Raw genomic sequence first — 12,438 nt, forward strand, 5'->3', positions numbered from 1 at the left:
GCTACGCGCTAGCGACGACAGAGCGGCGTCGTCTCCCTGATCAGAGACAGAGCAGGACGCTCGCGGCGCTGATGCAGGACAGGAGGCTGAGGGTGCTCTGGCCGCCCGTGTACTCCTCGGACTCCAGCGTCTGCAGGTCGAGCAGTGCCATGGTGTGCTCCTTTTCGGGTTGTCCCGTCAATTCCCGTGGGGACGGGGGTGGTTCACGACTCCGTCGGAGCCGTGCTCTGGGGCCGCCGGGAAGGCGGCGGGAGGAACGGCAGGTGCGCGGCGCCGCGTTCCTCGGCGAGTGCCGAGGCGAGCGCCAGCAGACAGCCGGCCGTTCCGGTGGCGAGGTCCATGGAGAGACGCATCATCTGGTGGCCGGGGAAGGCGAGTTGGCCCTGATAGGGCATCGCCAGCCAGTCCAGCGCGTCGATCTGCGCGGTGAGCCGGGACCCCGCGGCGCCCGGCATCGTCGTACGCGCCAGGTGCAGGATCATCCCGGCGCGCCCCTGAAGAAGTCCGGGCTGCGCGTAGAAGCGGCAGGTGGCGGCCGTGAAGATGCCGGTGCGGGCCTGCTCGAAACCGTCGTCGGGGGCGTGGGTGAGGTAGTCGTCCAGGACCAGCCCGATCCCCGCGCTGCCGTCCCCGAGGTACGGCATCGTCCGCCACCCCTCGTCGACTTCGAGCGACCCGCCCTGCTGGACGACGCACGCTTCGAGGTCCCGCCGCAACGCGGTCCCGGCGGCCTCCAACAGCGCCTTGTCGCCGGTGCGTTCGTACTGCCGCAGCAGCAGGAGCGCGGGCCCGGTCGCGCCCCGCATCAACCCCGCCCGGGGCCGGGGCTTCGCGGGACGCGGCTCGGCGAGGCGCTGTACGAGGATGTCGGCGCTGTCAGCGGCGTACGCGTCCAGGGACGACTCGCCCGTGAGGTCCGCGAGTCCGCCCAGCACGAGGCCCAGGCCCGCGAGGCCCCCTTGCAGGTCGGACGACAGCTTCTGCCAGCGCTCGCGCAGGATGCCGGAGACGAGGTCGAGGGCGCGCTCGCGGTGTCCGAGGAGCGCGAGGACGTACGCGACGCCCGCGAGTCCGTCGTACAGACCCAGCGGCGTGCCCGGGGGCGGCGGGTCCGTGTGGTCGAGGAGCCAGCGCTCGCCCTCCTCGTAGCGGTCGGCGCCGGCGGCGCGCAGCGCGTACAGGACCCCCGCCGCGCCGTGCGCGACCCCGAGGCCGCCGCCGTCCGAGAACTGGGCGACGTCGCCGGGGAAGAGCCGGTCGTCGCGGTCCGGCGTCGCCGACGCGAGGACCGCCTCGACCATGGAGTCCCGGCTGCGCGGCCAGTCGGCGGGAGCCGGCCAGGAGGCGCGCGCGCCGACCCCGTCCCCTGCCGGGGCCGGCGCGCCGTACGAGGGCTCGCGGACGATCTCCGCGACCGCCTCGTCCAGGAACTCGCGCGGTACGTCGGGGAACTGCTCCCCGATCACCTCGGCGAGGTGTGCCGCCTTGCCCCGGTCGACCACGAACAGCGTCGTCACCGGCAGGAACAGGGCGAGCCGCAGACAGGCGAGGGCGTACAGGTCGACGTCGACGCCTCTGCGCTCCGGCGGCGCGAAGAACCCGGGGTGCGCGACGACCTGCCGGCCGTTCTCGCTCAGCGGCGCCGCCGCCTCGAAGTCGAGCAGGCTCACCGACTCGTCGGGCGCGACCATGATGTTGAAGACGTGCAGGTCGTTGAAGGCGATCCCGCGCGCGTGCACGGCGGCCACCGCCCGCTCCACCTTGCCGTGGATGCGTACGGCCCACTCGGTGTACGCGGCGACGGCCGCCGGGTCCGGGTCGGGCACCAGCAGCGGATGCCGCTCGGCGAAGAACGAGTTGAGGGGCTTGCCCTCCAGGAAGTCCATGACGAGGAACCGGTGCCCGCCCAGCTCGAACCAGTCCCGCACCTCGGGCACGACCCCCGTACCGGCGACGGCCTTCAGCGCCTCCATCTCCCGCTCCAGCCGGGTGATCGCGTCGGCCCCGTCGGACGCGAGCCCCGCGTGCGGACGCCCCTCCTTGAGGACGACCTTCTCCCCGGTCCGCGTGTCGACGCCCTGGTAGACGCCGCCGCCGTTGGAGAAGTGCAGCGCCTTCTCGATCGTGTACGGCAGCTCGCCGACCGTCGTCGTGTTGCGCGCCGCGAGCTGCGGGGCGAGGAACGCGGGCAGCGTCACCCACTCCGGCACCTGGAACGAGGGCTGGCGGCGGTCCGGGACCAGCGTCCCCGAGCCGTCCCGCACCGCCGGCACCAGCGAGCCCCGCTCGTCGACCACGAACCGCCGCGCGAACGCGCCGTAGCGGACGTACAGCGGGCCGTCGTACCAGCGCAGGTCGGTCAGGATGTACGGCCCCTCGAAGCCCTCCAGGAGCGCTCCCAGCTCGCGCAGCACCTCGTGGAGCTGGTCCTCGTCCGCCGGGTAGACGGTGACGAACTTGCCGCTGCCGTCGCGGCCCGCGTACTTCGTGTTGCGCAGGTGCAGCAGGTGCGGGCCCGGCACGAACTTGAACGGGATGCGGCGCGGCACGCAGTAGTCCCACACGATCGCCGCGATCCGGTCGGCGTTCTCGCGGGTGGCCGAGGCGTGGATCTTCCACCCCTGCTCGGGGCCCTCCGCGTGCGGCGGGGTCAGGTTCAGCCAGTCGCCGACGCGCGCCGACTCCCAGCCCTCCGGCACCGGCCTGCGCGCCGTCGCGAACCACCCCGCGGACTCGTCCCGGCCGGCGCCCAGCCGGTCCGGCGTCTCGTAGAAGTGCGCGTCCGCCAGCGCGTAGACCTCGTACCGCTTGTCCATGCGTCCCCCTCCGTGGGCCGGCACTGAGATTTCCAGGGCGCGGGAGCCGCCGACAGTCACGCCTGTCATGAGATGGACATGCAGAACGCACGGGTAAAGACATGTTCGGGATGTTTCGATCCGCGCCGTCCGCCGGAGTGCGCCCTTCCGCACCTCCCGGAACCCCGGAACGCTCCCAGGGGCTGCGCGAACGCGGCGCAAGCGCTGTAATACGGACGTGGTGACTGAGGGTGGTGCGCGGCAGGGAGGGCGGGCGCCGCGTGCCGAAGTGGCCCTCAAGACCGTCGGCGCGGATCAGCATTCGCCCGAACGGGTGAGGCGGACGCTGGAGCAGGCGCTCGTCTTCGCGGGCGCCTCCTGCGCCGCCGGATACGCGCCCGGCGCCGACGGCCTGCTGTGCCTCGTCGACTCCGCGGGCGTCCCGCGCACCCTCTTCGGCCTGCGCGAGACCTACCCGCCCGACGGGAACTCCCCGGTCGCCCTCGCCGTCCGCACCGGACGCCCCGTCCGGCTCGGCCCCGGCGACCTCGCCGACTGCGCGGAATCCCGCCGGATGGCCGCCGGAGAGGTCCACCTGACCGCCCTGCCGGCCGGCGGCGGCTGCCTGGTCGCCGTCGGGGAGCGGGCCTTCGACGCCGACGACCGCGAGTGCCTCGACCTCGTCGCCGACGCCCTCGTCTGGCCCGAGTCCCGTACCGGCCCGCCCGACGAGGTCGGCGGCGACGGCTTCGCGCTCGCCATGGACACCGGCCGCGTCGAGGTCGGCGACCGGCTCCTGGAGCTGTTCGGCCTCGCCCGTGAGCGGTTCGACGGCCGCGTGGAGACCCTCCTCGGCCTCGCCGTCCCCGAGGACCTCCCCGCGCTGATGTCGGTCGTCGAGGCCGACCACATGTCCCTCGGCGACCGCGAGCTGGAGTTCCGGGTCATCGGCCCCAGCGGCACGCCCCGCTGGCTGCGGCTGAGCGGACGGCTCGCCCAGGCCGAGGCGGGCCGCCCCGTACGGCTCGTCGGCACGGTCGCCGACGCCGCCGCCGTACGGGGCGAGGTCACCGACGTCGCCCGCGTCCAGCGGCTCGCCGCCGCGCTCTCCACCGCCGGGACCGTCCGCGACGTCAGCCACGCCGTCGTCTCCGCCCTGCGCGGCCCCCTGCGCGCCGACCGCATCGCCCTCGCCGAGCTGGAGGGCGAGCGGCTCGTCGTGACCGTCCTCGACCCGCCCTACCCCGAGTCCTGGCCCGAGCTGTGGCGCCTGGAGTGGCGCGGCGAATGGCCCGACGCGCCGATGCGGTCCCTGCCGACGCTGGCCGCCGTGCTGCGCGAGGGCCGGGTACGGATCTGGGGAGCCGGAACAGCCCTGGAACCGGCGCTGGGGGAGCTGGGCCCCGGGGGCCTCGCCGTGCTGCCGCTGGCCGCCGCGGGCCGTACGGTCGGCGTCTGCCTGGTCGGCTGGAATGCCCCGCACGACTTCGGCCCCGACGAGCGCGCCCTCCTCACCGCCTCCGCCGGGCTCGCCGGACAGGCCCTCACCCGCGCCCATGCCTTCGACGCCGAGCACGAACTCGTCGGCATGCTGCAACGCCAGCTCCTGCCCCGCAGCCTGCCGCGCCTGCCCGGCGGCGTCGCCGTCGCCCGGTACCTGCCCGCGACGGCCGGCCTGGAGGTGGGCGGCGACTGGTACGACGTGATCCCCCTCCCCGACAACCACGTCGCCCTCGTCATCGGCGACGTCCAGGGCCACAGCACCGCCGCCGCGACCCTCATGGGCCAGATGCGGACGGCCCTGCGCGCCTACTCCACCGAGGGCCACCCGCCGGACGTCGTCGTCGCCCACGCCAACCGCCTCCTCCTCGAACTGGAGACGGACCTCTTCGTCACCTGCGTGTACGTCGACGTCGACATGGAGTCCGGCACGGCCTGGTGCGTCCGCGCCGGCCACCCTCCACCGGCCCTGCGTCACCCGGACGGCTCCACGGAGGTCGCCGACGAGGACGGGGGGCCGCCGCTCGGCGTCGTCGCCCAGGCGGAGTTCCCGCTGGTGCCGCTGCGGCTACAGGCCGGGACGGTGGTCGCGCTCACCACGGACGGCCTCGTCGAGTCCGCCAGCTCCTCCATGGACGACGGCTTCGAACGGCTCTGTACGGGGCTCAGCGCCGCCGACCCCGCCCACCTGGACCTCGTCGCCGACAGCCTCCTCGCGGAGGCGCACCGGGGCGACGACATCGCGCTGCTGCTCCTGCGCTACGACGGCATGGAGACGCGGCCCCTGCGCGAGGGGTGGACCGTCTGGCGGGTCCCCGAGGCGTCCCGGCACGCCCGTCGCTTCACCCGGCGCACGCTGAAGGACTGGGGCATCGAGGAGGAGGCCATGGACGGGGCGCTGCTGGCCGTGTCCGAGCTGGTCACGAACGCGCTGGTCCACACGGAGGGGCAGGTGCGGCTGGACATGACCCTGCTGGGCCGCCGGCTGCGCCTCGCGGTCACCGACACCTCGCCCCGGACCCCGGTGAAGCCGACGGGGCTGGGGTGGGAGGCGACCGGAGGGCGCGGGATCCTGCTGGTGGAGGCCATGTCGGAGGCCTGGGGGACGGTGCCGGTCAGCGGGGGGAAGCAGGTGTGGTGCGAGCTGCGGCTGGACGCCTAGTCACGCCGGCCGCAGCCCCCGCTCTCAGCGCGGCGCCCGCAGCCACTGGCTCAGCAGCGTGAACGCCTCCGGGTACTCCGCCTTCCACGTGTTGTAGTTGTGCCCGCCGCTGCTCAGCAGCTGCGTACGGATCTCCACCTGCGTCCCCGCCGCAGCCGCCACGAACTGCTCGATGGAGGACGCCGGGCTCAGCCGGTCCTGCCGGGACGTCGCGAGGAAGAGGCTCACCCGCGCCTTGGTCCCCTTGACCATGTGGGTGGGGGCGTTGCGGCGGCGTACGGCGGGGTCGGTCAGCACCGACGTGTCGCCGGTCAGCGGATCGGGGTCGAGCGCCGCGCCCGCGCCGAACACCTTGGGGAACTGGAGCGGCAGCTTCACCGCGCAGAACCCGCCCGTGGAGTACCCGGCGACCCCCCACCCGCCGGGCCCGTTGATCGTCCGGAACTTCGTCCGGATCAGGTCGGGCACATCGGCGGACAGCCAGGTCGCGACCTTGTGGCCCGGCAGGTCGCTGCAGTCCGTGTCGACGCTGCCGGGGTTCACGACCGGCATCACCAGGATGAAGGGGTGTACGGCGCGCTGCGCCAGCAGGTCGGCGAAGTCGCCCGGCATCCCGCCGTGCTCCAGCCAGGACTGCGGCGACCCCGGCACCCCGTGCAGCAGCATCAGCACGGGGAAGTGCTTCGTGCGATACGCGGCCTCGTCGTACTGCGGCGGCGTCCACACCAGCACCTGCCCGGAGAGCAGCGACTTCTTCCCCCGGAAGTAGGTGTCGAGGACCCCGCCCTGCGTGCCCTTGCTGAACTTGGCCCGGTCGACCGGCGGCCCCGGCATGGTCATGGCGGTCGTGTTGTCCGTGCCCATCAGGTCGTCCCACGAGGCGTACAAGCCGTAACTGTTGTTGATCCACACGGCCACCACGGAGATCGCGGTCAGCTGGCACACGCCGATCAGCACCGCCTGTACCGCCCACCGCACCACACGCGGTCCCCGAACCCTCGCCCACAAAGCGATGGTCGCCACCACCGCCAGCGCGGTCACCGCCACGAGAACGACGAAGAACGCCGTACCTGTCAGCGACATGACCACCTCCTGATCCTTACCGGACAACTTTTGCTACTTCTGTACCGAAGAGACGGGACATGAGCCGTTCCTGTTGGCCATGGAACAGTCAAGGATCTTCCCGACCGGAACGCCAACCGCTGGTGGGATACAAGAGCAGAAACTTACTCATGAGTCAGAAGTATTGACGCTGTCCGGAAATCAACCGACTGTAATGGACATGCCGAATATCCGGGTGCGTCTGCTCGCTGTTCTGGTTGTCCTCTGCGGATTCCTGGCGACGCTGGTCCCACAGGCCGGTGCCGCCGCCTCTGTCCCCGACTCCCTGTCGTTCGACGGCACCGCCCTCACCGTCGCGAACGGCCGCTTCGTCGACGCCACCGGCCGCGAGGTCGTGCTGCGCGGCTACAACGTCTCCGGCGAGACCAAGCTCGACGAGAACAAGGGCCTGCCCTTCGCCTCGGTCGCCGACGCCAAGAAGTCCGCCGCCGCGCTGCGCGCCCTCGGCGGCGGAAACTCCGTACGCTTCCTCCTCTCCTGGGCCTACGCCGAACCCGTACGCGGCAAGCTCGACGCCGCGTACATCTCGGCGGCGACCGCCCAGATCGGCGCCTTCCTGGACGCCGGGATCCGGGTCTACCCCGACTTCCACCAGGACCTGTACTCCCGCTACCTCTTCAACTCCGGCAGCTGGTACAGCGGCGACGGCGCCCCCAAGTGGGCCGTGGACCTGGGGGGTTACCCGCAGGAGTCGTGCGGCATCTGCATCATGTGGGGCCAGAACATCACCCAGAACAACGCGGTGAAGGCAGGCCAGTACGACTTCTGGCACAACAACCACGGCATCCAGGACAGCTTCCTGACGACCGCCCAGAACGTCATGGCCTACCTCAAGCAGAACCTGACGTCGGACCAGTTCGCCGGGATCATCGGCTTCGACCCCTACAACGAGCCCTACGCAGGCACCTACGACTCCGGCCAGAAGAGCCGGAGTTGGGAGCAGAACCTGCTCTGGCCGTTCTACGTGAAGTTCCGCGCCCGCATGGACGCGGCGGGCTGGCAGGACAAGCCCGCGATGATCGAACCCAACCTCTTCTGGAACGGCAACGTCAGCAAGGAGGAGGGCGGCCTCCTCGACGCCGGCACCCTCGGCTCCCGCTACGTCTTCAACACCCACTTCTACGACCAGAAGGCTATCTCCGGCATCCTCATGTGGGGCAACGCCTCCGACGGCCAGTACGTCACCGACTTCGGCACCGTCCGCGACCGCGCCACGGCGACGGGCACGACGGCCATCGTCAGCGAGTTCGGCCACCCCCTGAACGGCGCCACCGCCGGCAAGGCCCCGACCGTCCTCAAGGCCATGTACCAGGCCCTCGACTCCCGCGTGAAGGGCGCCAACTGGTGGTCCACGCCCGCGAGTTCGGGACCCGTCCTGTCCGGCTCGCAGTGGCAGTGGGACATCTACAACGGACGCCACCACGAATACATGAACGCCAACCCCGACAAACTCCTCACCGCAGGCGACGCCTGGAACGACGAGGACCTCTCCGCCGTACGCCTCGACGACTCCGGAACGCCGGTGCTGCGCCAGGACGGACGGCTCCTCGACCGGGTCTACCCGAGCGCCACGGCCGGTACGACACTGGCCTTCACCTACGAGGACCGCTCGCGTGACGGCTCGACCGTCCTGAGCTGGAACCCGGTGCCGAGTTCGCTGCCGAACGTGTCCTCGCTCGTCGGTTCCGGGCAGTACAGCGTGCTCGTGTGGCGCTCCAACGGGGGCTCCGCGCCTACCGAGTTGCACCTTCCGGCGACGTTCCCGACGGCTACTACGACCGTCGTCTCCGACCTCGGGGCGGTGTACGGGCCCGGCGCGTACTCGGCGTCCACGAAGATCGGCGCCGCTGCCGAGCCGGGTGGGACCGGGAGCCGGCGACTGCTGCTGAGCACCTCCGACTCGGGGACCCTGCACTACGCGCTGGTCACCAACGGGGCTTCGGCGCCGTCGAGTTCGGTGCTGGCTGCGGCTCGTACGGAGCTGGCGGGCTGGGTCGCGCAGAAGTTCAGCTGACTGTACGGAAATTGGGCGCTGCCCCTCGGGAACTCACCCGAGGGGCAGTGCTTTTGAGCTTTGGTCAGGACGGGCTTGTCCATGTGGTCGCGACATGCCCCAGCCGTACGCGCTGCGGGTGGTCGCCCACCGGCACCGACGTCACCTTCTGGCCGGTCGCGAAGTCGATCGCGGTGACCTGGTCGGCGCCGCTCTCCGAGATGACGCACGCCTTGCCGTCGCCGCTGACCGTCGCCCAGTACGGCTTCGAGGCGGTGACCAGCGGGCCTTCCTGGAGCGTCGTGCGGTTCACGACGGTCGCGTAGTCGTCCATCGTGCCCGCGACACACAGCTTGCTGCCGTCCGGGCTCATCGAAATCCCGTGGTGGCGCGAGTCGTTGACGAACGTCGTGCGGTCGTCGCTGGTCGTCGCGTTCTTCGGCAGGGTCTTCGTCCGGGTGATGCGGTCGGTCGCGACGTCGTACTCGAAGAAGCCGTTGAAGAACGACACCTGGAAGTACAGCTTCGACTCGTCCGGCGAGAACACCGCCGGGCGGACCGCGTCCGAGTAGTCGGTCAGGCCGATCGCGTCCAGCTTCGGCCGCATGTCGATGACCTTGACCTGCTGGAACGTGGTCGCGTCGACGACCGTGATGCGCCGGTCGCCCTTCGTCCAGTCCTGCCAGGGCGCGTCGAGGGCCGTGTTCACGTCCCCGATCGCCATGTTGTAGATGTACTTGCCGTCCTTGGTGAAGATGTTCTCGTGCGGCTTGTCGCCGGTGGCGAACTTGCCGATCTGGTTGCCCGTGTTGATGTCCAGCACGTGCACGGTGTTCGAGATCGAGGCGGAGACCGCGACGCGGGTGCCGTCGGGGGAGACCGCCATGTGGTCGGAGCGGTAACCCGACACCGGGAAGCGCCAGTTGATCGCTCCGGTGGCCAGGTTGATGGACACGACGTCGGCGAAGCTCGGGCGGGAGACGACCACCGACGACCCGTCGGGTGTGGTGTACATGTCGTCCACGAACTGGTCGTGGCCCTCACCGACGCCGTTGCGGATCGCCATGAAGTAGATCCACTTGATCGGGTTGGCGTTGATCTCCGCCATCCGCTGGTCCTTGTCCGGGATGACGTTGATGCGGCCGATCTTCGCGTAGTCGCCGGTCGACTTGATGACGTCGGCGGTGCCGTCCCAGTTGTTCCCGACGAACAGCACCTCCCGCAGCGCCGCCGCGTCCGGGGCGGCGTGCGAGGCGGCGGGTGCGGCGAGAGTCAGGGTGAGAGCGGCGGCAAGCGTGCACAGGTGCCTGGATCTGACAGCAGGCATGGGGGGTGTTGCCTCCATCCGAGGGCGGTGACATGAGGTAACGCGGCTCGCCGGATCTGAAGACGTGCGGTTCCAGATCTGACTTACTGGAAAGTAAGTAGGGGGTGGCCTTCGCCACAAGACTCCGGACACGACAAAATTGGCCGCGGGAACGAACGAGGAGGGTCATTGACGGGCAGGCTCAAAGGGCCGACCGGTCGGTACGGTGGCAAAAGCGCGGAAGAACGGCAGGCGGAGCGGCGTCGGCGGTTCCTCGCGGCTGCGCTGGAGCTGTTCGGGGGGTCGCCCGGGTACCGGAGTACGACGGTCGCCGCGCTCAGTGAGGCTGCGGGGTTGTCCACTCGGCAGTTCTACGAGGAGTTCCGGGCGCTGGAGGATGTGCTGGCGGCGCTGCATCTTCAGGTGAACGAGTGGGCTGAGGAGGCGGTGCTCGATACGTTCGCGGCGGTGGATGATCTACCGTTGGTGGAGCGGGTGACCGAGATCTTCCGGGCGTATGCGCGCAACGTGACGACTGATCCTCGGCGGATTCGGATCACGTTCGTGGAGATCGTGGGGGTCAGTCCTCGACTGGAGTCTCAGCGTCTTGCGCGGCGGGCTCGGTGGATCGACCTCATCGTGGCGGAGGCTTCTTCTGCGGCGCTTCGGGGGGAGGCGGTTGAGCGGGACTATCGGCTGGCGGCTACGGCGTTCATCGGGAGCGTGAACGGGTTGCTGCATGACTGGAGTGCGGGGTGGGTGGAGGCGGGGTTGGATGAGGTGGTGGAGGAGTTGGTGCGGCAGTTGCTGGGTATCTTGCGGCCGGTGGGGGAGTGGCCGGTTCGGGGGTGGGAGGGAGGGGGAGGGGTGTAGAGGGGGGTGGTCGGGTGCGGGCTCGTTGTGGCTGGTCGCGCAGTTCCCCGCGCCCCTAAAAGACGTGGAGTGGGCCTGGGAGGTCGGGCGCGGGGCGTTGCGTAGCAAGTGTGGAGCCCGGCGCGGTGTTGCTGCCTCCAGAGGTGAGGGGCATGATCGCCCGTCGCCCGTCGCCCGTCGCCCGTCGCCCGTCGCCCGTCGCCCGTCGCCCGTCGCCCGTCGCCCGTCGCCCGTCGCCCGTGTTGTCACGTTGTCGCGCCCGCTTCGGAGCTTCACCCGAGCTGTCCCACCGCCTCCACCACCCTCGCCACCCCGTCCTCCCTGCGCACGTGTTCCCCTAACTCCCGTGCCCGCTCCCTGAATTCCGCCTCCCCCGTCGCCCGCCGCAGCGCCCCCGCGAGCCGTTCCGTCGTCAGCCTGCGCAGCGGGATCGCCTCCGGTGCCACTCCCAGCGTGACCAGTCGTCTCGCCCAGAATCCCTCGTCGAACTGGATCGGGACCGGGATCGATGGCACCCCCGCGCGGATACCGGCCGCCGTTGTCCCCGCTCCGCAGTGGTGGACCACCGCCGCCATCCGGGGGAACAGCAGCGCGTGCGGTACGTCCTCGATCGTCAGGATGTCGTCCCCCTCCGCCGCCAGGTCCGCCCAGCCGCGTTGGATCACGCCTCGGAGGCCGGCCATGCGGAGCGCGTGGACGATCTGCGTGCTCAGTGCCGCCGGGTCGGGGACCGTTGCGCTGCCCAGGCCGATGAAGACCGGGGGTGGACCGGCGTTCAGGAAGTCCCTTAGGCGAGGTGGGAGTTGGGTTGTCGTGTCGTACGGCCACCAGTAGCCCGTGACCTCCAGGCCGGGGCGCCAGTCCGTGGGGCGGGGGACGACCGAGGGGCTGAAGCCGTGCAGCATCGGGCGGCGGGGGCGGCGTACGCGGCGCGGGGGGCGTGGTACCCCCAACTCCGCGCGGACCGAAGGGAGTGCGGGGGCGAAGACGTGGTCCACCGAGCGGTCCACGACATGGCCCGCGAGGAGGTTGAGCAGCGAGCCGTAGGAGCCCGCTCCGAGCATCGGCGGCGCGAACTCCCTTGTCGCGGTGATGGGTTGGAGCGGGAGATCCAGCGCGGGGAGGTCCAGCGCCTCGGCGACGACATGGCCCAGCGGGGACAGGGACGCCGACAGCAGCAGCGCGTCGCTCTTGCGGGCCGCCGCGACGACGTCGTACGCCATCTCGCCGACCAGCGACCGGGCCAGCCCCACCACGCGGGCCAGCTTCCCGAGGCCGCTGCCGCTGCGGTGCAGGCTCCGGCCGCGCGCGGACTCCAGCTCGGCGCGGGGGTCGACCGGCAGCGCGTGGAAGGCGACGCCGGAACCGGCGACTAGGGGTTCGAAGCGGGCGTGGGTGACCAGGGTGACTTCGTGTCCGGCGTTCGCCAGGGCGTGACCGACCCCGGTGAAGGGGGCCACGTCACCCCGGGAACCCGCCGTCATGATCGCGACTCGCACGAGCGACAGTATGGCGGCGCGGGCCCCGGTACGGGGTGAACGACCCTGGGAAAAGAGCCAGTTCACTCCTGTCCCAGCCGTTGACTTCGCCACTCGCCGGTTCTACTTTCGGCGCGCGGCATGTTCGGTTCGTCGATCTCTGTTCGAGATCCCGGACGGGCTGTCGCTTCCCCCCGACCCTTACGGAG

Annotated in this window: 8 protein-coding genes; 3 read left to right on the plus strand and 5 right to left on the minus strand. The window is 71.0% G+C overall.

Annotated features, from left to right (window positions below):
• Nucleotides 1–40 precede the first annotated feature (40 nt).
• Nucleotides 41–151 (minus strand): SapB/AmfS family lanthipeptide, encoded by a 111-nt coding sequence (locus J8M50_RS21395; protein ID WP_010354517.1) that lies wholly within the window; start codon nt 149–151, stop codon nt 41–43.
• Between the two features lie 52 nt (nt 152–203).
• Complete coding sequence (gene lanKC / locus J8M50_RS21400) at nt 204–2,816, minus strand: class III lanthionine synthetase LanKC (RefSeq protein WP_010354516.1); 2,613 nt, start codon at nt 2,814–2,816, stop codon at nt 204–206.
• Nucleotides 2,817–3,033: 217 nt separating this feature from the next.
• On the opposite strand from lanKC, the gene J8M50_RS21405 reads away from it, so the two are divergent.
• Nucleotides 3,034–5,457: a SpoIIE family protein phosphatase gene (locus J8M50_RS21405; RefSeq protein ID WP_029183962.1), complete on the plus strand. Its 2,424-nt coding sequence runs from the start codon at nt 3,034–3,036 to the stop codon at nt 5,455–5,457.
• 24 nt (nt 5,458–5,481) lie between these two features.
• Here J8M50_RS21405 and J8M50_RS21410 read toward each other — a convergent pair whose 3' ends face one another.
• The gene (locus tag J8M50_RS21410; protein ID WP_010354514.1) at nt 5,482–6,540 is read right to left on the minus strand and encodes an alpha/beta hydrolase; all 1,059 of its coding nucleotides are present in this window, start codon (nt 6,538–6,540) and stop codon (nt 5,482–5,484) included.
• A 193-nt stretch (nt 6,541–6,733) separates the two neighbouring features.
• Here J8M50_RS21410 and J8M50_RS21415 point away from each other — a divergent pair, with 193 nt between their 5' ends.
• Nucleotides 6,734–8,593: a glycoside hydrolase family 5 protein gene (locus tag J8M50_RS21415; RefSeq protein WP_010354513.1), complete on the plus strand. Its 1,860-nt coding sequence runs from the start codon at nt 6,734–6,736 to the stop codon at nt 8,591–8,593.
• A 64-nt stretch (nt 8,594–8,657) separates the two neighbouring features.
• Here the strand turns inward: J8M50_RS21415 and J8M50_RS21420 are convergent, their stop codons facing one another.
• Nucleotides 8,658–9,899 (minus strand): YncE family protein, encoded by a 1,242-nt coding sequence (locus J8M50_RS21420; RefSeq protein WP_010354512.1) that lies wholly within the window; start codon nt 9,897–9,899, stop codon nt 8,658–8,660.
• A gap of 168 nt (nt 9,900–10,067) precedes the next feature.
• Here J8M50_RS21420 and J8M50_RS21425 point away from each other — a divergent pair, with 168 nt between their 5' ends.
• On the plus strand, nt 10,068–10,751 hold the full coding sequence (locus tag J8M50_RS21425; protein ID WP_010354511.1) for a TetR/AcrR family transcriptional regulator: 684 nt from the start codon (nt 10,068–10,070) through the stop codon (nt 10,749–10,751).
• Nucleotides 10,752–11,023: 272 nt separating this feature from the next.
• Here J8M50_RS21425 and J8M50_RS21430 read toward each other — a convergent pair whose 3' ends face one another.
• Complete coding sequence (locus J8M50_RS21430; protein WP_029183961.1) at nt 11,024–12,235, minus strand: glycosyltransferase; 1,212 nt, start codon at nt 12,233–12,235, stop codon at nt 11,024–11,026.
• Between the last annotated feature and the right edge of the window lie 203 nt (nt 12,236–12,438).

It is taken from the genome of Streptomyces acidiscabies (genome assembly GCF_020010905.1).
Taxonomy (GTDB): domain Bacteria; phylum Actinomycetota; class Actinomycetes; order Streptomycetales; family Streptomycetaceae; genus Streptomyces; species Streptomyces acidiscabies.

Coding starts and splice junctions, on each gene's coding strand:
- J8M50_RS21410 (WP_010354514.1), bottom strand. CDS start 6,540: ATGTCGCTGACAGGTACGGCGTTCTTCGTCGTTCTCGTGGCGGTGACC.
- J8M50_RS21430 (WP_029183961.1), bottom strand. CDS start 12,235: ATGACGGCGGGTTCCCGGGGTGACGTGGCCCCCTTCACCGGGGTCGGT.
- J8M50_RS21415 (WP_010354513.1), top strand. CDS start 6,734: ATGGACATGCCGAATATCCGGGTGCGTCTGCTCGCTGTTCTGGTTGTC.
- J8M50_RS21420 (WP_010354512.1), bottom strand. CDS start 9,899: ATGCCTGCTGTCAGATCCAGGCACCTGTGCACGCTTGCCGCCGCTCTC.
- lanKC (WP_010354516.1), bottom strand. CDS start 2,816: ATGGACAAGCGGTACGAGGTCTACGCGCTGGCGGACGCGCACTTCTAC.
- J8M50_RS21395 (WP_010354517.1), bottom strand. CDS start 151: ATGGCACTGCTCGACCTGCAGACGCTGGAGTCCGAGGAGTACACGGGC.